The organism is Pseudomonas sp. JL27(2026), assembly GCF_056933555.1.
In genome coordinates, this window is sequence record NZ_CM167794.1 from 2,767,862 (window position 1) to 2,790,713 (window position 22,852).

At 54.9% G+C, this 22,852-nt stretch carries 11 protein-coding genes; 7 read left to right on the top strand and 4 right to left on the bottom strand.

Going from position 1 to position 22,852, the window contains the following annotated elements; all coding sequences use genetic code 11:
- Positions 1-29: 29 nt before the first annotated feature.
- From AC1Z1G_RS12605 to AC1Z1G_RS12615, 3 genes are all read right to left on the bottom strand, one after another.
- Positions 30-785, bottom strand: a complete 756-nt coding sequence (locus tag AC1Z1G_RS12605) for a fimbrial biogenesis chaperone (protein WP_483627380.1) — start codon at positions 783-785, stop codon at positions 30-32.
- Between the two features lie 107 nt (positions 786-892).
- Positions 893-1,444 carry a fimbrial protein gene (locus AC1Z1G_RS12610; RefSeq protein ID WP_483627382.1) on the bottom strand — a complete coding sequence of 184 codons (552 nt, stop codon included), beginning with the start codon at positions 1,442-1,444 and terminating at the stop codon, positions 893-895.
- 414 nt (positions 1,445-1,858) lie between these two features.
- A complete protein-coding gene (locus AC1Z1G_RS12615) occupies positions 1,859-6,898 on the bottom strand; it encodes an RHS repeat domain-containing protein (RefSeq protein ID WP_483627384.1) in 5,040 nt (1,679 codons plus the stop codon).
- Between the two features lie 323 nt (positions 6,899-7,221).
- Between AC1Z1G_RS12615 and AC1Z1G_RS12620 the strand changes: the two genes are divergently transcribed.
- The 7 genes from AC1Z1G_RS12620 (at position 7,222) to AC1Z1G_RS12650 (ending at position 22,088) form a co-directional block, all read left to right on the top strand.
- Positions 7,222-8,997: a hypothetical protein gene (locus AC1Z1G_RS12620; protein WP_483627386.1), complete on the top strand. Its 1,776-nt coding sequence runs from the start codon at positions 7,222-7,224 to the stop codon at positions 8,995-8,997.
- Between the two features lie 38 nt (positions 8,998-9,035).
- Positions 9,036-11,372, top strand: coding sequence for a hypothetical protein (locus tag AC1Z1G_RS12625; protein ID WP_483627388.1), 2,337 nt, complete (start codon positions 9,036-9,038; stop codon positions 11,370-11,372).
- A gap of 63 nt (positions 11,373-11,435) precedes the next feature.
- On the top strand, positions 11,436-13,736 hold the full coding sequence (locus tag AC1Z1G_RS12630) for a hypothetical protein (RefSeq protein ID WP_483627390.1): 2,301 nt from the start codon (positions 11,436-11,438) through the stop codon (positions 13,734-13,736).
- A 56-nt stretch (positions 13,737-13,792) separates the two neighbouring features.
- The gene (locus AC1Z1G_RS12635) at positions 13,793-16,687 is read left to right on the top strand and encodes a hypothetical protein (protein WP_483627391.1); all 2,895 of its coding nucleotides are present in this window, start codon (positions 13,793-13,795) and stop codon (positions 16,685-16,687) included.
- 72 nt (positions 16,688-16,759) lie between these two features.
- Positions 16,760-17,257, top strand: a complete 498-nt coding sequence (locus tag AC1Z1G_RS12640) for a hypothetical protein (RefSeq protein WP_483627392.1) — start codon at positions 16,760-16,762, stop codon at positions 17,255-17,257.
- A gap of 95 nt (positions 17,258-17,352) precedes the next feature.
- A complete protein-coding gene (locus AC1Z1G_RS12645) occupies positions 17,353-21,222 on the top strand; it encodes a sugar-binding protein (protein WP_483627394.1) in 3,870 nt (1,289 codons plus the stop codon).
- Positions 21,222-22,088, top strand: coding sequence for an RHS repeat-associated core domain-containing protein (locus tag AC1Z1G_RS12650; RefSeq protein WP_483627395.1), 867 nt, complete (start codon positions 21,222-21,224; stop codon positions 22,086-22,088). The genes AC1Z1G_RS12645 and AC1Z1G_RS12650 overlap by 1 nt, the downstream gene beginning before the upstream one ends.
- Positions 22,089-22,167: 79 nt before the next feature.
- Here AC1Z1G_RS12650 and AC1Z1G_RS12655 read toward each other — a convergent pair whose 3' ends face one another.
- Positions 22,168-22,452 carry a response regulator transcription factor gene (locus AC1Z1G_RS12655; protein ID WP_483627397.1) on the bottom strand — a complete coding sequence of 95 codons (285 nt, stop codon included), beginning with the start codon at positions 22,450-22,452 and terminating at the stop codon, positions 22,168-22,170.
- Positions 22,453-22,852 lie beyond the last annotated feature (400 nt).

Sequence of the window (22,852 nt, forward strand, 5' to 3'; positions counted from 1 at the left end):
TTCCTGGCAGTTAGTGCAGGGGCACTGCCTCAAGGGGCCAGTTGAATCGGCACGGTCAATGGCACGCTGTAGCCGCCATAGTCGTTGATAGCCGAGAACACGACCTGTAAGTTTCGACTGGATTTGACCCCGTTCAGGGCATAGGTCTGACTGTTGAGTGGCTCGACCATGGCGGCGTTCTGAACACTTTGGCTCTGGCCGTTGCCCGCCACTTCAAGCCGGATAAAAGACACGTGAAACGGGGTCGGGTTAGTCACTGTCAGGTGCGGCTGGCCGCCAATGTCCTTGATCGACCATTGGAGGTCTTTCAGGCGCGTCACGGGGTTGTCCTTGAGCTGGAAGGGGCGATAGAACAGTTTGATGCGGGTGCGCAGCGCAATATTCAGAACATTGCCGTCATTGGCTTCGACTTGCGGAATTTCCTGCACATTGAAATAGAACAGCGACTCGCGATCGGTAGGCAGTGTGTTGGGTAAACCGTTGATCTGTACGTGCTGTTCCTTGCCCGGGTTGAGGCGAAACAAGGGTGGAGAAGGGATGAACGGCACGGCGGTGGTGTTATCGTCGCTGGCGGTGTTGACCCAGGTTTGCACCGCAAAGGGCCGGTTGCTGGGGTTGGCGACAATCACCGAGGTGCTGCGCTTGTCGCTGCCGAACACCACGCGCGTGGCGCCGATCGTCAACGCCGCCTGGGTGACGGGGGCATGCAGGGTCAGCATGAACAGAGTCATGCAGACGCCCAAGGCACGCCGGGAAAGAGTGGGCTGCTGGGGCAAGCCGAACATGGGGGTCTACCTCATACGCCCGGGTGAGCAAGATGCCCCCGGACGTATCGAAATGCCACTTGAACACGACGCGATCAGCGTCGTGTTCAAGGCGGGCAGGGTGGCTATCAGTTGATGGCGACGATGAACTGGACGTCGGCCGAAGCCACGCCGGCTGTCACTGGGATGGCGGTGGAGCGGTAGTAGGCGTTGAAAAGCATGTCGGTGGTGCCGCTAGCTGCCAGGTCATAGTCGGCGGACGCTGTGCCTGGCTTGACCGATACGCCGCTTTTATCGCGCAGCGAAATCGAAACGTTTCTGGCGCCATCGGCGGTGGGAGTGACCGCGAAGTAGTCACCGGAAGTATCAGCGGTGCCGTTGAACGTGACGGTGGCGGTGTTGTTGGCTGGGTCAAAGCCGCAGGCGGTACTGGCTGTCACACGCAAGGCAAAGCTCTTGCCCCTGTATTCCTGGTTAGCGGCGGTGAAGCGGCTCGCTTCGATACTGCCCATTTTCACCAGGCCGCCATTCGAGCCATCCTCCGGGTTGATGACTTCAATCGGGCAGGTGCTGCTGGTGATCTGGCCTTCGAAGTTGATGGTGCCGGTGTTGGCATACACTGAAGTGCCGGAAAGTGCTGCAGTAAGTCCAAGAGAAAGTGCGAGTAAATGTTTTTTCATGATGAATCCTTAGTTTGATTTAGTGCTCGTGTTACATAGTGTGTTTATGTAATTGATTGCGCTGAGCGGGTTGGTAAGTTGTGATTCGGTGTCATGACGGGGCGGGAGTCTAGAGGGGTTTTCAGGTAAAAAAAAGTAGTTGATGCTGTTGATTTATAGACGTGAGGTGTAGGAGTTTTCGCGATCTTGACTGGATGTAAGATGGTCGTAATGCTGATCTGCATTGCAGTTTCTTGAGAGTGACTGCTGATGCTTCGTATATTGATTTTTAAATGACTGAAAGGGGATGGGTCAATGTGAGGGGGAATAGATGTCAGAAGTTTCTTGGGATGATGATTTTTTACGTGCAGGTAATAAGTTTGATTTGGCAACTAGAGGGTGTTTTCTCTAGTTGCCAAGGCTTTTGGACGAAACTTAGTTGCGTATGTTGTGATGTTCACTTCTTTTGAAGTTGCTTCTGATTACGGCGGACGAACTAGACTCGGCGTTTGCAGCTCTGACAGCATCGTTCTTTGACATCCCAGCACTGATTTTATCGGCCACTAATTGGATCTGATCCAAGAATGGGAGTGGAGCGTTAGGTGCACGCGGTTTAGCACTCTTCAGTTCACTTGCCCCGCCCACTAGTTCAGTACCAGATATGGCTGGCCGACCAGCACCACTCGCCGCAGCTTGAATGGGTGCAGCAGCTTGAATAGACGCAGCAGGAGGGGGGACGATACTGGAAGGTACCGGATTCCCAGTCCCGGTTGTTGGATGAAAATCGCCCTTGATCCTTGGGATTTTGTAATCTCGCGGTAGTGCGAACCGACCAACCCCAGAGTCGAAATTACCTTTACCAACAGCGCTAGTTAGTTGCGGTTCGCGACTCTTCGCTAAATACCTTGGGATATTAGCTAACATCTCCTTCCACGCCGAGTTTGCAGCTCTTGCTGCGATCAAGTTTGTCACCCCCTTATAAACACCCTGGGCGATAAAGGGCACTGATGCCGCCATCGCAGCGTACCCCAAATACATACCCCACCTGGCGGCCTCCTCGTTATCGTCCGCGGCGGCTACCGCGCTGGCGATAGTCGAGCCAGCGGAGAGACCGGTCCCCAGTCCGATCAGAAAAAGGGATAACGGTGTCGCAGTGCCGAGCGAGCCGACAAATGTAACAGCACCGATTACGACAAAGATGGCGCCCACCGCTACACCAATCCAGGACTCCCACCCTGAACCTCCCCCCTGCGGTACGCTGTCTTCATCCGGGCGCCGCAGCCTGCCACTCCAGCCAATCGCCTCATGCCCGGTGGGGTCGCGCAAAGCGATCGGGTTGCCCAGGCAATAGGCGTAGGGGTTCACGCCGCCGCTACCGAACGGGCTGAGCGAGTCCGGACTGTGGAAGCGCATCAAGCTCGGGTTGTAAGCCCGGTAACCCCGGCCCAGCAGGTACCAGCCACTGGCTTGATCAAGTACTTCGCCGTTGAACGCCAGCAAACTCTGCAGTATGTCATCGCTGTGGCGTTCGCCGTAGGCGCTGTAGACGGCCGTGCGCAGATCGCGCTGCTGGCTTTCACCGACAACGCTGTGATTCGCGTCGGTCATCAAGAGCAAGGTCTTGGCATTGTCCCCGGCTTGTTGCTGCCCCAGCGGTTGGTCCTGGAGGTAGAGGAGCAGGGTCTTGCTGTCATCTTGAACGACAGCGCTCAGTTGCTGGCCCTGATAAAACCGCAAGGCTTCACTCTGGACGCCCTGTTTTGAGTTGACCAGATGATCGTGAGAGTCATAGCGGTATTGATTAACGACTTGGCCATCGGCTGTCTCGACACGCAGCAGGCGATTTTGACTGTCATAAATCAGGCGTTGACCACGCTCATCATTGAACTGATTGCCGTTGGCGTCGTAGGTGAATGCTGGATCGCCCGTTACTCTGGGCGGGCTGTAAGTCACTTTTTCCAGCAAAAAAGGGTCATGACTCACATAGAGAAAATTGGCTCGTTCTTTTGTCTGGTCCGCGAATTTCGTCACTGTCAGAGTGATTCTATCCAGCGCATCGAAGGTAAAAATCTGCTCTACGATCTCCCGGTTTTCGCTATCCCTGGGCAGGGAACTGCCCGAGCACTCGTGGCTGGCGAGACGGCCACGGAAATCGTAATCGAAACTTTCTTTCAGCAGGCTGACCGCGCCCAGCTTCAGATGCCGACTTTCCAACAGACCGTCGGGGCGCCACGTCTGCTCCTGAGTGCGTGGCGTCTGCTGATCCAGCGTCAGGGTCCGCAGGACTTCCCGCCCTTGATCGTCATACTTCAGTTCGCTGATCAGCGCACTGTCGGCAGCCAGGTCTCTAGTGGTGGTCTTGGTGAGTTGACCCAGGTTGTCGTACTCGAACAAGGCCTCAAGCTGACCTTGAACGGTACGTTCCAGCCGTCCGAGGTCGTCGTAATGATGAACGGTGTCCAGCCCATCGCTACCTTCGTGTTTCAAATCGGTCCGGGTCAGCAGTCGACCTAGCATGGAACTCGAGTAAAGGGTGTGCCAGGCTTTTTCTTGCTTGTCGACCCAGCGTTCGCTGAGCAACTGGTTGGCGGCGTTGTAGTCGTACCCCCTTGTTCCTTGCTCATTCTGCGTCTCGGTCAGGCGCGCACTGGTCGTGTCATAGGTAAATGTAGCGGTTTCGTCCGGCGCCTGGCTGCCAACCGGTTGTTCAGTCAGGGCCAGGTTGTAGTCGTAGGTGATGGACTGGTTTGCGGGCGTGGTCCTGGTGCGGACCTGCATTTGCCCGCCTTCGTAGGCGTAATGTTCTGTGCGCTGGCCAGTGGTGAGTGCGGTCAGGCGTTCGAGGCCATCGAACACCTGCGTGCCCACGAGGGTGAAGTTTTCTCCATCGCGGCTCACGTTCAACGCCACCGGCAGTTCCGAGGCGCTGTGCGCGGCGTACTCGCGTTTGACGATGCTGGCGTCGGGCAGGGTGCTGCTGATCAGGCGTGACCAGGCGTCATAGGAGAATTGGGTGGTCCGGTTGTACGGGGCGGTCTGTTCGGTGCAACGACCCAAACCGTCGTACTTGTAGGTTTGGTTTGATATTTCCTGGTCTTTTGCGTCCAGCATCCGGGTCTTTACAGGCTTGCCAAACCGGTTAAGCCAGGTCTCGCTAAGGCCGCTGGTGAGGGGAGCAGGCCCGGCGCTTTGACGCCAACTGCGCACAACCGTGCCATCGAACTCCGGCGTCCCGATCGGGTCGATGGTCTGGTGTTCTTCGGTACCATCCGGGTTGATAACCGTGCATTGCTGCGCCCAGTCGTCATACTTGAAGCGGGAGGTCAGCGCCAGTGCCTTCCCGTCATACCAGTCGTATACGGTCTGCTCCACCAGGTCCCCCCACGCGTTGTAGACGGCCGCATTGGTTTGCCGGGTTCGGTTCGGGTTGCCACTGTCGACGTGGTCACGCTCTTCGAAAATCGGCCGGCCGAGTCCGTCGAGAACGGTGCGCGTCTTGACTTGCCTGGCGTTGATGCTGATTTGCTCGGGGGTATGTCCGGTGCCGGCACTAAGGGTGTATTGATAGTGGCGGCGGGCTTCGTAGGGGGTTCCGAGCGCCACGATTTCTTCTTTGAGCCGATTCAAGGCGTCATAGATGTAGCGTGTTTCCACACCGTCTAGCAGGCTTAACAGTTCCTGTGACGTGAGCAACGAATGTTGCCGGGTGATGGCCTTGCTGACGTCATCGAAGCCTGTGCTCACCGTTTCCGTGGTTTCCTGCACGGGCACTTTGAGTTGAGGGCTATCGAACTTCTCGTATTTGTAATCGATGAAGCTGGACATACCCGCCAGGGTCGCTGCCTGACGCTCGACGCGACCATGCAGGAACGCATCGTCCGGCAGGTTGAAGTACGTATAAACCGTGCGTTGCAGTTCGGTCTCACCGCTGGTCTCCAGTTGCACCAGGGTCGCGCTTTCGGGGGCGCGCCACTCTGCCAACAGGCTGCCGGTCAGCGCTGGCAAGGCCTTGTAGGTATAACGGGTGCACAGCGTTGGCGCTTTGCCATTGGCTGACGCGGCCGGGGTGACGGTGCGGTCCTTGACGTAGCGCACAAAGTCATTGACGTCGGCGGCGGGGTACCAGGTGCTGGTTTCGACCACGCCATTGGCCTGGGTCTGCGTCAGCAGGTTGCCGGAGGTGTCGTAGGTGCTGCTGACGGTTTCTGCGCGGTAGCGGGTCGGGTTGTTACGCAGCGACCAGCTGGTTTTGACCTCCTTGGGCAACTGGCAGTATTTGGGTTGTTGCTCGAACGGGGCGTTCTCGGTCAAGTAAAACGTGGTCTCGACAGTCTGGACGTTGTTGTTCTGCGTCGTCGTTTCACGGGTCATCAGGTGGAACTGGTTGAACGTGCGTTCGATGGTTCGTACAGGTGAAGGTTCCGGTTTGGGTACTGCTTCGGTGGGTTCATCTGTGATGTAGAGCGTTTCAACACACTGATACTCATAGTTGCCAATGTGCTTATAGAGGTTGTCCAGGCCCCCGTTGTCCCAAACTAGACGAAGTCCGAAGCCCACAAAGTTTTTTTCCCCCGGGTAGGTGTAACCGACCTGAATCATCGGTTGTTCGGCGCCAGGATAAATGTAGTGGTCGGTCACCCGGGGCAGCGGCGTTTGACCGCTGCCTGCCGGGAACTGATGACCAAGGTCTTTATAGAAGATTTCCTCACGGCCACCGGTGGGGGTTTCCACCGAGCTGATGCACAACTGATCCTGTTTAAGCGTATAGCCGAAGCGCCAGGACGCGTCGTTACCGGTAGGCAGGACGATCTCATCGACAGTTTTGCTGGAACTCCCCAGGATCATGACAAAGCGTGCCAGCGGCCCGCCATCCGGGCCGGCAAAAGGTTGCAGCAGCAGCTCGACCGACGAGCTTTCGCGCTTGAGCGACAATAGGGTCTGGCCCGAGTCATCCTTGATCCAGTCCAGGATCTGGTGCGAGCCGCTGAAGGGGACATGATTGAGCGTGATCTTATGCCCAACAGGCGAATGAATCTCGACGGGCAGGGCCACCCGATTCTGGCTGCTGCCGAACACCTTGAGGATCTCGACCATGCCCGACTTGTGCACCACCCGGTAATAGTCGTTATCCATCTCGTAGAAATGGAAGCTGTCGAGTTTCTTTTCCTGCATCACCAACTGCATGCCGGCGCTGCCAGTGACCTTGAAGGTTTCGCCAGTGCTCAACGACAGGACCTTACTGCTGGGGTTGTATTGCGACAGTTGCAGGTTCCAGCCCAGCCCATAGCCAGTGTCCAGAGCATTGAGCGGACTGTAGCTCAAACCCAGGCCGAAGCCCGGGCCGCGTAAATCATTGGTCATAATCTCCGGCAAGTTAATCGATATTGTGTAAAGACCGGTGCGTGGATCAACGCCGTTTTGCAGGGAACTCATGAAGTTAAGTGCGTTGGAGTGCACAGAGGAGGTAGCAGTCATGGATATGAACCTCTTTGTCGGGCAAGAAAAGAAAAAGGCCAACGGCACTCAGACTGATATCAACGACGTCAGTGGCTACCGATGACCCACAGTAAAACGCCAATAAATAATTGCTCTGTGATCCTGATGTTTATCTGTATTCAGTGGGTGAATACATGTGCTTGATAAAACAATAACAGGTCAATAGCGCTGGGGGACCTATCAGTTCTGATAGTGGGCAGATCGAAAATCAAGGCGTAAAACGTAGCCATCCATGATTGTCAATGTGATTGATGCCACGGCCAGTTAGCTGACATCAACGCTTGCAAGTAAGAGGAGTAGAAATGATGGCTGCTACGCTACCCGCTCCGACAGTTCCCGCCTTGGGGGCTGATAACGTTGTTGATCTTGATGATTTGGGAAACAAAGACCTTGAAACCTGGGTGAACTATCCAGGGATAGCGCTAGGCGACGAATTCTGGCCTGCCTGGTGGGGGTGCACTGAGCAGGGTGAGGCCGTCGATGATTTTAACAACCTGATCCAGATAGGGCCTGGTGACCTGCAACCGCAGGGCGTGCTTGTGCCCATTTCCAACGACAAACTCAAAACCCTGGATAAGGGCTGGGTGTTTTATTCGTACAGGATGAATGATCCCAATGTGCCGGATGGCCGAGGCGAGGAGTCACTGCGGCGGTTTTTCTATGTGGGCAAACGGTCGACGGCCCCGCTGTTGCTGCCTGCTGCTCAGCTTAAGGAGTCCCACGCTCTTGCCGTGGATCTGAGCGGGATTGGGGTAGGGGGAGTCACCGTAGTGACGCTGCCCTATCAGGCCATGTCGGTGGGGGACAAGGTGACTCTCATCCTGGACATGTACTTCGGGGAAGGCGACCCATGGGAGCCGCTCACCTACACGAAGAACCTGGAAGAGGGCGATATCGGTAGACCTCTGACGTGGCTGATATCGAGAAACGAATTTGTGGTCATTGAAGATGGCTTTGCGCACATGAGCTATCGCGTCGTGTATGCCACACCGACCGTGGACAGCGAGTCGGCCACGCAAACCGTGCATGTCATCAAGCCACCGGACACCTTGCTTCCCGCGCCTGAAATCAAGGCTTTTACCGACGGTGATGAGCTCGACCCCGATGCTTATCTTGACGGCCTCCCGCTGACGATTCCGCTGTACTCCGATATCCAGGTGGGCGATGACGTGGTGGTGTATGCCTCGGGCGATAGCACGCTAATCAAGTCGTTACGGGTCGACCCCTCGACACTTGACAGTGAAATTCTTGAATTTCGACTGGATTATCCATGGTTGGCGGCCAATAACGGCAAGGATATCAGTTTGATGTACCAGTACGCCCGGGTGGGTAAAGCAGGTACATCCAGGCCGTTGGCATTGACGTTGCGCAAACCCCTTTATCTACCGCTGCCCATTGTTGAAAAGGTGACACCGGAGGGTGAAGGTAAAGGTTATTTGCTGGCCGGTGGGATCACGGGAGGCGTCTATATCAAGGTGCCGGACGAAGCCAATATCGGTGTGGACGATAAGGTCCAGATGCACTGGGAGGGCTACGGTAGTAACGGCAGTCATGTTGCTGATCCCACCGCGAATGATGCGAGACGCTTTTACATACCCCCAGCCGCCATACCGGCGAACATGGGCAAACGTCTGGCAGTGTCTTACAAGGTCACTCCGCCGGGGAAACGGTCGATGATTTTTGATCTGGAGATCCAAGACATAACATCAGGTTGGCCGACTCTGCAAATCAGTTCGCCAGAATCACCTGGCAATAGAGTCTCTTTGGCCGGCGCAACGAACGGTGTGGTTTTTAAATTAAGTTCATGGCCTTACATGTCGACCGGTCAAAGAGTGATGATTCAAGTCAAAGGCCTTCTTTCAGTCGGTGGAGAGGAAACTTTTGATGTGCGTACAGGTGATGCGGAAGTGGTCACTGATACAGAGAACGAACTGGGAGAGTTACAGGCAACCCTGCCCAGGGCTTTTCTGGAAAGATTAGAACTTGACCAGCAGTTCAATGTGTCGATTACGACCAGTTTTGACGGTGGTCACACTTACAAGATGTTTCCACCGATAGCCCCCCAGCTTATTGCCTGAAGCGCATTGAGTCTATCTAATTACTTGAGGTTGGAATTATGTCCAGTAATTCATTGGAAAGTCTGTTGGCGTGGATGAAAGAAGATTCACGCATGTTGGGGTGGGGGCTGGTCGTGGCGTTTGAGCGACGCAAGGCGAACCTGTTGATCGCTCAGGAGTATATCCGGCGCTTCGGTGCGCACAGTTATCTTCCTGCAATCAAGGGCGAAGTGCCGATCGTCGAGAATCAGTGGATGGAATATATCCATGATTTTGTGATGGATGTCCCACGCCTGTCGTTCGAAAACGCCAGCCTCAATGACTCCAAAGCCATGTTGACCATGGCGGTGATGGGCGGGAGCCAGATCACACTGAAAAAAGAGAGCGCTGGCTGGAAAGCGAACAAAGTGGATGAGATAGACCCTCTGCAAGGGCCGAAATTGTACCTTGATCTGCTGCTTAACCAAGTACCGGGTGATGTAGAAACCGATGGCCGGATCAAACTGGATTTGAGCAAAAGCGATAACTTTCGATTGACCTTCGGCCAGACATCAACTGAACAACGCATGGGCGGGGATTTTTTCAAGGACTTGTTTAACCAACTGCCTGATGAGCAACGCGTTTACCCGCTGGGCGCGATTCAGCGCGGAACCCATGAACTGATGAATCCGAAGTCATTTGAACTTCGGACTCAGGCACGCAGCCTGGCCGCGCGTGATCCCCAATCTGCCGAGTATGGCGAAGGCGCCATTCTGGCGCTGGTGCGGACGATTCAACACAATGGCGGGAATTATCCAGGCAGTGGCTACAAGTATTTGATTCCTGATGATGCTGGGTCGGATTATTCGGCAACGGTATTGTTTAATCGCCGGCGAGCGGCTGGGGAAGTATTAATTGATGTCATCACCAGGGCTCTAAAGAGCGATGGTTTTGATTATTCATTCGATGCCGATGGAGAAGTGACAGCGGCGACCGCGAGGTCAGGCAGCGTGACGGTTATGCCATTAGCGGTCGGGCTTCCTTTTTATGCTGGAGGCAAACAGTATTTTGTTAGTATGGCCATCGAGAAGTTGGTTTTTCCAGCAGGAAAAACCTGTGAGCTTAAGATTAGTTTTGTCAATGATAAGCTTGTACTGGACTGGAGTACGGAGACATTGGCTTTAGCCTCTATTAAGATAGATGAGTATCACCCTGAGCCGTACGAAATGCGGTGTGCGTTTGATCTTCATGTAGAGTATGAGTTGGTAGTAGGTGCGGGTGGTGAAGTGTTGCTTGTTCAGACCGTTTATGACTTTAAAAAAGAACTTGTCGCTATTGAGTCCAAGGGGGATGGCGCTTCTATACCTGAGCTATTAATGGTCCTTATCGTCATATATTTAACCTCGCGAATATTTGATCTTTCGGTTGATACAAGCCTTAAGCTAGCTTTCCAGAGTCGACTCACGCCTCAGATACCGATGAATAAGTATATCGACGAAGTCATTAAATTAAACTTTGGCCACGCCATTCAGGGTGACGAGATTTTTGCGCCTCACGACATCGGCTACTTTGGTCGCATAAACCCCACCCAGACCACTTTCATGGTCAGCCCGATGGAGCTGCTGTTACAACAGAACACCCCCCGGCAGTTCACCACGGATCCGGTTGTACCCGGCGTTGAGTGGGCGGTGGAAAACCTCGTTGAAGGCGCCGGCTCCCCGGGAACCATCGACAGCAGCGGCTTGTATCAGGCGCCATCGGCCATCACCGGTCGTTTCACCCGGGTCCGGGTCACGGCCACCGCGCTCGACACGGGTTATTTCAGTTCGGCATTGGTCACCGTTGTTGCCAATGAACTGACCGTCAACCCACTGATTCAGGTCTGCGATGTTGGCGCCACTGTCGAGTTGTCGGCGGGGCAGTTGGGCACGGGCACGTTGCAGTGGTCGATCAAGAACCCTGTACCGGGTGAAAGCGGCGAAGTGCGACCCAGCGTCAAACCCGAGGGCGATCATACCTACCACCACGGGCCGGTGGTCGCCAATAAAACCTTCGTGCTGGATGAGATCGAGGTCAAAAGCGCTTCGGGTACCTCCCGTTCGGTGCAGGTGCTGGCGTTGCAGAAACAACCGTCGCTCACCGTGAGCATTGGCAGCCTTGACCTGGCGAAAGGTCAGGTTCAGCTGCAGGCCATCGTCAATGGTTCTTCGATGGATGCCGAGTGGAGCATTGCGTCAGGCGGGCCGGGTTCGATCGATGCAACGGGTCTGTACCGTGCGGCGCCGAACGCCACAGAGCGATTTGTCCTGATTTTCGCCCTGGTAGACGGAGGTCCATTTGGCAAGTTCGAAGGCTATTTGATTTTGCCGTTGCCTCTGGTCGAGTTTCCGAGGCTGCTCGAAGTGTTGAGCCAGTGAACACCCTGCATCAGGTATTCAACCCCATCGTTATCAATCGATATGTGAAATGGAGTCAATGTCATGGCGGGTAACTCATTAGCAAGTTTGTTGGCATGGATGAAAGAAGACTCACGCATGTTGGGGTGGGACATGATCGTTGCACTGGACGGTCGCACCATTAATCGTGAATTGCATCAGGACCATATCACTCGCTTGAGTCAGGGCAATGATCTGGGTGACATCAACGTGTCGATCGATGTTCCTGATACCAACATCACTCAATATCTGTCTGGTGTGAAGTTGTCTGCACCGGCGCTGTCATTCGACACGGCCTCGCTGCAGAGCAAGAAAGCAGCCTTGAGCCTGCCGGTGATAGCGGGAACCCTGATGATGGTCGAAACGGTCGAGGGTCAGAAGAAGATCATCAGGCTCTCTGGCCTCGATCCGCTGGATGGCTCGCAACTGCGTCTGGAGTTGCCGCTGGGCGCTGATTCGCAAAGTGTTCAGCTGGATCTGGCAGACAGCGAAGATGTCTTGCTGACTTTGTTTCACACCCCGGCGCAGCAACGTGAAGCAGGCAAACTTTTTCTGGAACGGTTCAAGGCGCTGAACAACGACAAACGGGTTTACACACTGTGTACATTTCCCAGCGCGGAAAATCCTTTCATGGTCGGCCGTAGCATTGATGTACGGACCCAGAAGCGCGACGCGCAGCAAGTGTCTCCACAGGCCCTCAACGAAGAGGGGGCCGTGCTCTTGTTCGCGAGTATGGTTGATGGCCGCGCGGGCGATTATCCCGCAGACAATTCCGGTTTCAAGTACCTGATTCCGGATGACGACGGGCAGAAAACCTGGTCGGGTACGGCACTGTTTTCCAGAGCGCTGATTCACCGTGCTGCATTCGGGTATGCGGTGTTGCAGTTGCTTGATAATGCCGAGTTCGAACGTCTCACCGACGGGGCAGGGATGCTGACGAAAATGGTGGCTAAAAGCGGCGCCATGCAAGCATCCGCAGCCAGCTATCAGAGCCTTGATTACCAGTTCGAATCCGACGCCTTCAGCCTCCCGGCGACAGGTGGGGCATTGCCACTGACCGTCGAGTTCGATGCAGACCAGGCGACTCAGCGCTGGCAAGGCACTTTCCCCTTGTCATTCAGGTACCGTCCGGTGAACGGCACAAATTGGCAAACCCATTCCGCCACGTTCAATATTCGTCTGGAACACAAGTTTCATTTTTCGGCGGATGAGACTTCGGCATTGGGTATGGAAGGTGAGTTGTTCGTGCCCTATGGAAATACCCAAGAGGTGAGCCATGTATCCGGATTGCCTGGCACCATCACTCCGGAACTGCGGCTACAGATCAACGACTTTGTCGCACAGACAGTCAAGCGGGCGATCATCGAGCGCTTTTCCAATGCCCTGACGGCAACGCCGGCCAACGAATTTCTGGAAAAATTCTATATTGTTGGTAAAAGCATCCTGCAACCGACAGACATTGCCTTACCCTTCGATCAGGTGATGTTTGGTCAGGTGCATGTGGCAGGTTCGTCATTTTCCATTGTCCAGCCGCAATCGCTGGTGGCTGCCGGCAAGACTCTGCAACTGACCACCGAGCCACCCCGTACTGGCCTGGTGTGGGCGGTGGAAAATCTTTCCGAAAGTGGCAGCAATCCCGGCAGTGTTGACGAGAAGGGCTTGTACCGGGCTCCACCTCGGCATGCGATACAGGGCACGTTCAACCGCGTGCTGGTGATTGCCAGTGACATGGCCACAGGCGAACGAAGCGTATCGCTGATTACCGTTCAGTCGACTCCGATTACCATCAACCCGCTGATTCAGACCTGCTTCCACGGCGAGCGGGTCGAGCTGTCGGCGGGGCACATGGGGACGAACACCCTTGGCTGGTCAATCAAAAATTCCGTTCCCGGCGAGAGCGGCACCCTGGTTGAGAGCGACCGGCCTGAAGGTGATCACACCTACATCGCCGCTCCACAAGTGGCTCGAAAAACCTATGTACTCGATGAAATCGAGGTGAGAGACAGTCAGACCGGTGACACCGGGTCTGCCTGGGTGCTGGTGATTCAGCAGGCGCCCGGCGCGACGATAAAACCGGTCGAGAACCCCAACCGACCGGAAGGGGAGATCCAGCTGCAGGCCTTCGTAAACGGTCTACCGTTTACTGGTGAATGGTCACTGCCGCTTGGTGGGCCAGGATCGATCGATGCATCGGGCCTCTATAGGGATGACCCAATGGCCAAAGATCGGTTTGTGCTGATTACAGTGGCGGTGGACGGAGGCCCCCTTGGTAACTTTGAAGGCCATCTGATTCTGCCGGTACCCCTCACTAACTTCCCGGCTGTGCTTAGCGCGTTGGCTGAGTAATGCATTAACGCTGTATCAGTGCTTTGTTTTTTTATATCAAGGCAGAGGGCGACATCATGTCTGGTAATTCGTTAGCTAGTTTGTTAGAAGTTATGAAAAACAAATCGGTGACCCAAGGCTGGGGCGCTGTTTCTGTGTTCAACCGAGGCCGCCTCAATCGGCTGTTGGAACAACAGTATATCGAACGGTTCAATGGCCTGAGTTTTATGCCGCCGTTCAACGGACGCCTGGCGGTCAATGATGTGAAGAATGATTATGTCGAACTGACGAGTGTCGCGTTAGGTCAACCACTATTGTCATTCAACAATGCGTCACTCCTCAACTCCACTGCCGTGTTGACGATGAATATCGTGGCCGGCCGTTATACCGCTTCGCACCAGCCTCCGGGTGCGGTGGAACTAATGTTGTCGACCTTCAATATAACGGAGCCACAAGGTTTTACCCTGGAAATGGACATCGACCTGTCTCTGGTAGTCGGTGAAATTGACCGTCAGGGCAAGGTGAAATTGAACTTGTCCGAAGGGGTAAATTTTCGCTGTAACCTGGGGGGCAATGACGAGGCGGCGAATACGCAGTTGGCCGAATTCTTCAGAAAAAGCTTCGCAGAGTTACCGCCTCATCGAAGTGTTTTTCAGTTAGGGATACTGGATTTAAAAGGTTACAACCGCTTGACTCCGAAGTTGTTTCGTATTGTGACTCAGGCTGCGCCTGGTGCGAAAGTACGTGGCGCGTTGAACTACGGTGATGGCGGGGTGGTAGTGCTTATTCAGCTTCAGGGCAATACGGGCCCCGGCCTCTATCCGCCGACCAGCAATTTTCCGTTTCTAATTCCGGATGATCAGTTTTTCGATGGCTTCGACCGGTTTTCGGCGGCACTGGTGCTCGCTGAAGAGATGATCCCTTATGTCGAAAACAATCGTCTGGACGTGCTCAATAACCTGCTCTTTCCCGGTGAGAATGTTTTCGAAGAGCGTGAGCGGCATCAGCCTCGGGATCTGGCAGTGTTCGGCAATATCAGTTCCAAGCAGACCCTCATCACCCTGGAGCCGGCGTTCAAGACGATCAAGGCTGGAGACGCACAACGCTTTACCTTGCGCAACTGGAAGGGGGAGGCGATTCAGGCCAGCAACTGGCGCGCCGTCAGTTTGAACAGTCATACCGCCGAGGGACACGGCACGATAACCGGCGGGCTCTACACCGCCGCCTCACCTGCACTGATCGGCCATGACACCTTGCATGTGGTGGTGACCGCCGATTTTATCAATGCGGGCGTCCCCTACACCGCTTCGGCCCTGTTGCTGGTGGTGTTTGACAGCATGACGATTGCACCGCGAGTGGAAACGCTTTCGAGCGCAGCACAATCACAACCCGTGGTACTGAGGGCATCGGCAGTTGACGATGTTGCCGTGAGCTGGAAGTTGCTTGGGCCCGAATATGGCGTGCTGACCCAGAGTGGCAATCAAGGCCTGTTCATGGCCGATGCCCGCGCCAAAGCGAAGGGTCTGGCGGTGCAGCAAGTTGAAGCCACGGGTACCGAGACACGGCAGTCATCTTTGTTGCTGTTGAATGCACAGCAGTTGCTGCAGGTCGAACCGGCCTATGTGCCGGCGGTCAGGCAGTCCGAGGGTGTCCAGCTCAAGGATGATGTGACACTGCTGCCAGGTGCCCCCAGACGCTGGAAGGTTATCGGAGGTGGGGGCACGGTCGATGCCACCGGGCGTTATACCGCACCGGCTCAGGGCACCACCGCCATCAGTGTCGTGCAATGTGAAATTGTACGCAACGGCGTGGTCTTCTCCAGTGGTTACAGCATTATTGACCGTTCCGAACTGGAGCCGGAGCCAACCTGGCAGAGCCTTTCGCAATTCACCATCAAGGTGCCTGGCGGGCTTGATCAGGGGCGACTTGGCACCATGTTTAGCAACGGCTATCAGCAGCTGCGGGCACAGATCGTGGTCGAGACGGCGCCGGTAGACAAAAAAATATACCCGCTGAGCGTCACTGAGAAGGCCAGCATCAGGTTGGTGGACGAAGGCGCGAAAGCTGAAGTCGAATTTGTGGATGACGCCCTTGAGGGTATTCCGCTTGAGGATGAACAGGTTTGGCGTACTCGTTTGATCTCTAACCGGTTCGAGCTGTCCATACCCAGGTCCGCCACGCAGGACAGCTCGCCACATGACGCGAAGGATGCCAAAACCACGCTGGATATTTATCTCCACACCCGAGAAAGGCCTGGGGCTACGGCGGCGTTTCACGTGACGTTCCAGGCCGACAATAAGCGTTGGTGGAAGTCGACCGACTTTACCGACATCAATGCCAAGGTCGAGATTACGCCGCTGCCGCCTCCCAGATTCGTAGATGGCGACTACACCTTCAACCGGGTCAGGGTTGATGGAGGATCAGGCGGGCCAGGGGATCCGGAAGAGGACGATTTTGATTTTCATTTGTGCACGGTCGATTACTGGAAGCTCACCTACAGTGGCAGACCGGGGTTCGAAGGGGCCGCTTTTGAAACGGTGGAGTTCTTGCCTGTCGAAGGCGCTATAACCAATACGACAACTATTCGTTGGGAGAGTGAGCAATCTGCCGAGACGATGTTCAGTTGGACAGGTTACATTTTTCAGGATCCGCAGAAGTCTGATGAAACCAGGAAGATCACGTTTGATGAGGATGCCAAGTATATCGTGAAAAGCGAATCACTTGATGTTGATGTTGAGCAGTCAGGGTTTGAAGAAGGACTGTTGGTGATCAGTTTGCATCGGTCTGATCGTGTTGATTATGTGAACGGAATGATTAATCCAAGGCGAGTCAAGTTGTCACGGGATTTGGCCGTGAAGTTGGTTGATAAGCGTGGGAATGTACACCTTCGGCGAATTGCATACTTTCCAAGCAGTGTGCCGGGCGATCGAAATAAGTTGGTCCATACATTATTTACCCCACCCGGCGCCTAAGGGCGAGTGACCCATCTGACGTTCGGGCGTTAGCCGGGCCTTCAAATGAGTTGATTATGCAGGAGAGACACCATGAAACTTGTAAAATTGTTTGCGGTTGTATTAATGCTCGCTACCAGCTTTATGCGCGCGGAGTGGGTATTGGCTGATGAAGTAATGTATGACGATGGAGTGATTAGACTCTTTGAGCTTCCTGATGGTGGTGGGAATAGCTGCAGCATTCCATTTAAGACTGGTAAGTATGAGATGTCGTCAACAGGCAGCTGTAAAAATGACCAATATAGTTATTTTCAGCTGGATAATGTTCCGTCGGCTACCAAATTCAAGCTGTACTCGGAAGGAGATTGCCGTAAGCACCCAGACTGGTCCTATACAATGCGTACCTATAAGCAGCCGACCACCACGGCCATCATTTCTATTATGGCTGTTAGTCAGGCTGCGGTAGGAGCGATTGTTTCGAAGGGGGTGTTGTTGGATAAGTCGTATTACGATCATGGGAATATCAAGGGGAAACTATCCTGCGTCATGGTTTGCCGTTCAGGTGATACCTGTGATTGGCCGTCTTGGTAACTTAAATAGAGTGTCGAAATAAGCCTTGTCGTCTTCGTGTGTTGATGGTGACGTCTTTGCACGGAGACTTTTATTTTACGCATGAGGATTAACAAATGACGGTCTCAACCTCTGTACATTCCAATGCCTTCAACTTCATGAGTTTCCTGGAAAGCGGCGTTGACCCACGCACTGGGCAATACACGGTGGCGATCACCTTGCCCGATGTCAAAACCAACGACCTGCGCGGCCCCGGCATGCCACTGGCCTTGACCTACAACCCGCTCAACACTCAGGACAGCGGTTTTGGCCTGGGCTGGAACCTGCAACTGTCGCAATACAACCCGGGCAACAAGATCCTGTCCCTGAGCACCGGCGAAACCTTCAAGGTCACTGGCAGCGCCGGCATGCAGTTGGTGATGCAGGAAAAGAAACTCGACAGCTTCCATTTCTACGAGATGGATAACGACCATTATCGGGTAGAGCACAAGTCGGGCCTGGTCGAGATCCTCAAGGTGTACGGCAGCAGCCAGAATCGGGTTGCCTTGCCTGTCGAGATCTATTCACCCGAAGGGCACAAGGTCACGCTTGATTATGTTCCGTTCAGTGGCACACATCAGATCCTGGCCTGGATCAAGGATGACTCGGGCCAGACCCTGTTGTCAGTCGAGCGCGAAAGCTCGACGGTCGAGGTGCTGATGCAACCTTTTGCCGGCCCGGACGGTGGCCCGCTGGCGCGCTTTGTCATGACTCTGGGGAGTTCCAGCAAATACGTTGAAAAAATCACCCTGCCCACCGAAGACCAGGCGTCCTGGCGCTTCGGCTATACGGAAAAAAACGATCAGTTGTGCATCAGCTCAGTGGAAACCCCCACCGGTGGACGTGAGGAAATCTTCTATACAGACCTTGGTCATCAGTTCCCGACAGACAGCGGTCAAACGCCGCTGCCCCGGGTGACCGACCACTACATTTATCCTGGTGCCGGACAGCCGATGATCCAGGTCGGGTACACCTACCCCGAGGAAAAAAACTTTGTGGGCTTCGGGCTTCGTCTGGCCTGGGACAACGAGGGCCTGGACAACCTCTATAAGCACATTGGCAGCTACGAGTATCAGTGTGTTGAAACGCTCTACATCACCGATGAACCCACCGAAGCAGTACCCAAGCCGGAACCTTCACCTGTACGAACCATCGAACGCACGTTCAACCAGTTCCACCTGTTGACCCGTGAAACGACGACCCAGAACAATAGCGTCCAGACTGTCGAGACCACGTATTACTTGACCGAGAACGCCCCGTTCGCGGCACAACCCAAATACTGCCAGTTGCCCAAGGAGGTCAAAACCAGCTGGTCGCTGCTTGACAACCCGGCCCGCTACCGCGCTGAAACCGTCAGCAGCACCTACGACACCTCCGGTAACCTGCTGACGCAGACCCAGGCCAACGGCGTGGTCGAAACCAGCACCTGGTACCCCGCCGCCGACGTCAATGACTTTGAGCGCTACATCAAGGACCGTACCGTCACCCCGGCCGCGTCGGCCAATGGCAAGGCGCCAACGCTGTGCACCCGCTATACCTACAAGGCTTTGCCATCGATCACCGGCAGCCTGCTGGCAGACTGGCGCGCCCCTGAAAGCGAAACGCTGGTGCAACTGGAGACCAGCGGTGAGACCGAACTGCAACGCACGGTTTACACGTACTTCAACCAGCCGGGCGACGCGTTCCTGCATGGTCGCGTCGAGCGGCAAACGGTGACCATCAATCAAAAGGCCACGATCACTGACTATGGCTACAGTAAGCTCGACAGTCCCCTGTTCAAGGAAAGCGTACTGCAAACAAAAGAAACCCTGACCGGTTTCAACGATGGAGAAGACGGGAAAAACGTAAAGAAGGAAATCACCCTTCAGCATTCGCTGCTCAATGGCGAGCCCTTGCTCAATCGCGATGATAACGATGTCGAGATCCGTTATGTCTACGACGTACTGCGCAGGGTCGTCAGCGAAACCGTGGCGCCCGATACGGATTTTGCAGCCACCCGTCGTTACGAATACCAACTCTGCGCCAATATTGGCGACCAGGCCGAGCAACGGATGTTCGATGTTAAAAGTGTGAGGACATGCACGAAGTTCGACGGGCTCAACCGGGCGATCTACGAGGAACGGGATGACGCCGATAACCCGGCCCGCGCCAGTGAGCCACGCCAGGTCTATGCAGCAACCTATAGCCAGTGGGGCCACTTGGTCCAAGAGACCGAATACGACTGGCGGGATGTGGGCGAGGAGCCTCTGGCCCTGACCAGCCGCTTTGAGTATGACGATTGGGGCCAACAACGCTGTGTCACCGGCCCGGATGGGGTGAAAGCGTTCGAAGAAACCGACCCTATCGGGACAGCGGACTCCAAAGGGCCGATCCAGCGCAACTGGCAAGTAGGGACCGGGGCTACGCCGATGGTCAGCGGTGTCACCGAGACCTGGTTCAACCTGTTTGAAAAGCCGGTGCGCACGGAACGGTTCGATCTGGCCAAGCAGCGCGTCAGCCTGCATCAGTATTTTTATGACGGCCTTGGGCGGACCGCAAAAGAGATCGTCGGTTTCGATAAGGTGCAGCGTGAGACGCTCTACGGCTACGACGCTTTTGGCCGGATGATCGAAAACACCCTGCCAGATACCGCCGTGGTTCGGCGCGTCTATGCCGTGCACAGTTCCGAGGATCTGCCGACGTCGATCAGCGTCAACAACACAGTCCTGGGGACGCAGACGTTCGACGGGCTGGATCGCATGACCGAGTCGGTCACCGGTGGCCGCAAGCAGGTTTTCACCTTTAAACCTGGGCAAACCGAACCCGAAACGGTCACCACCCCTGGCGGGCAGGTCATCGAGTACAGCTATCAGCCACACCTGGGTAGCGAGCCTTCACTCAGGCGTGTTCCCCGCCTTGGGGTTCAGGGCGAATACGATGAGGCCGAGTACAAATACGATGTAAAAAACGCGCGACTGCTCTTTTGCCAGGAGCAGGGTTTGCAACTCACCCGTGAGTACTTCAGCACCGGTGAGCTGAAAAAAGAGCTGCGAGTCGTGAAAGATGGCGAGTACACGATGAACTATCGGTACAGCCGACTGGGTCGTTTGCTTGGCTACACTGATGTTCTGCGCCAGGAGCAACGTTACGAATATGACCGGCAGGGGCGTCTGGAGTTGACGCAACTGGGCGAAACCGTTTCGACCTTTACCTACGACTCGTTGGGCCAGATGGCAACGATCAACACCCGTGACAGCGGCCAAAGCGTAAGTATTACCTTGCAATATGATGAGTTCGGTCGGGAAATCCTGCGCAGTTTCGATCTCAACGGGGTCAGGCAAACACTGAGTCAGGTGTACAACGATGTCGATGGGCTGAAACAGCGGACGCTGAAGGAGGGCGCCACAGTATTGCGTGACGAAACCTATGAATATGATTTGCGTGGACGATTGACCAACTACGCGTGTGCAGGCACCCAGCCGCCAGTTGACCCCTACGGCAAGGCCATCACCAGCCAGGTGTTCACTTTTAACGCGTGGGATAACCTGACGCTGGTAATGACCAACTTTGAAGCCGGCTCTAATCGGGCGAGATACTCTTACGACTATCCGGACAAGACGCAACTGAGCCAGGTGACCAACAATCATGCGGACTACCCGCCGCAGATTAATCTGGCTTACAACCCGGATGGTCATCTTATCTGCGACGAAGAAAACCGCACCCTTGAATACGATGCCCTTGGCCGGTTGACATCTGTGAGCGGGTTGCCGGGTGAAACCCCCGGCAGCTATCGCTACGACCCGCTGGACACCCTTGCCGGTCACGATGTTGGCAGTGCTCAAGAACACCGTTTTTATCAGGGCGGCGAATTGGCAACCCAGATTAAAGGTGCAACCAGCAGCACTTTTGTACGTGGCGAAGGGGTTGTGCTCGCAGAGCACCAGGCAGGTGCTGGCCCAAAGTCCTGATGCTGGCCAGTGATCAGAAGAACACTGTGTTCAGCGAAGTGCGCAAGGACGGCCGTCAGGACATGACCTACACGGCATACGGTGACTCGGCAGCGAACAGCTCGCTAGGCTACAACGGCGAACGGCGTGAGACGCAGACCGGTTGGTATATGTTGGGCAATGGTTATCGGGCTTATAACCCGACACTGATGAGGTTTCATAGTCCGGACAGTTTGAGTCCGTTTGGGGAGGGGGGACTGAACACTTATACCTATACCTTGGGAAACCCAATTGATCTGACGGATCCGACAGGGAACATTCCCTTCGGTCTCGGCTGGATACCAAAGCTTTTTTCAAGGATTTCAAAGGTGTTTTCCCGCGGTGTGCCGAAAACCAATAATGTAGTCAGTCGCTCAGCAGTACCATCGAGTTCAGGTATGCAGCCAGATATCCCCGCTTCTGGTATGAAGATAACAGGGGATCCAAAATCCCGCTGGGGGGATTATTGGGAAAACCGTTGGGATCCGATGTATTTAAAACGAGGTAGCGTGAGCGGATCAGGTGACAGCTTGCCTGGATCACTTCCGAGATCTGTGAACAGCGAGGTAGTTAGACCTCGCGTCGGTTTGAGTAACTCATCGCCCAGAAAACAGCCCATTGAAAACCCTATATACGACGAGCCGATTCACGTAAACAGCAAAAACCCCGCGCAGGTGCCCTCTGCAACGAAACAAGCATCCAAAGCTTCACGCCCCCCCCAATCCAGAGCGGAGGCGGATGCGGCGTACCGCAAACAAATACTTAAGCAAAGGAAGGCAAATGAGGCCGCGTTAGAACGAAGAGATGCCGTGAGGGGACAGAAAAAGCAAGATTCTAGGAATAACTAACAACAACATTCTGGTAACACGAAGAGCCAAACTCTCGTGTTACCAGACGTATTCTGGCCATCCCAATCGCAGGCCTTGTTCAAGGCAAATGAATCAACCCCAGCTCCAGCGCCTTGACCACGGCCGACCCACGCGAACTCACGCCGAATTTGCGGCGGATATTGGCAAAGTGATAGTTCACACCGGCCTCGGTGCAGTTAAAGATCCGGCCGATCTCCCAGGAAGATTTTCCGGCCGCACTCCACTGCAGTACTTCTTTTTCCCTGGCCGTCAGCGTGACCGCAGAAGGTCGCTCGGGCTCCTCGAGCAGGAAGTGAACCCGAGCGGGTAACGGCTGGAGTGTCGCTGAATGGGTACGGTGCATATCGGGTCTCCCATCTATCATCAATGATCGCGGGTGCGGCGCCATCGTCCTGCACCATACAGGCAGGGTTCGCGCGGCTTTCCTGCGTAGCCTGTGCAAGCAACGGCAGGTTCGGTCTCCTTATATCCCGAATTGAAAATCTTGGGACCTGTCAGAAATTACAGGTAGGTGACTTGAGATCGCATAACCTATTGAAAAATAATGCCTTTTTTCATCGAAAAAACTCGACTACACAATCGAAGTAAAGGCCGGGACTGCGAGATCAACGTATTTTTATCCCGTGTTGGCGACGTTTTCCACGGCGGCTGACGACAGGACGCCACCCGGCGCCCAAGTGATTTCCGATTCACTCAGACTGGACAGACACCACTCTTGAATGGAATGCCCCGAATAACGAGGC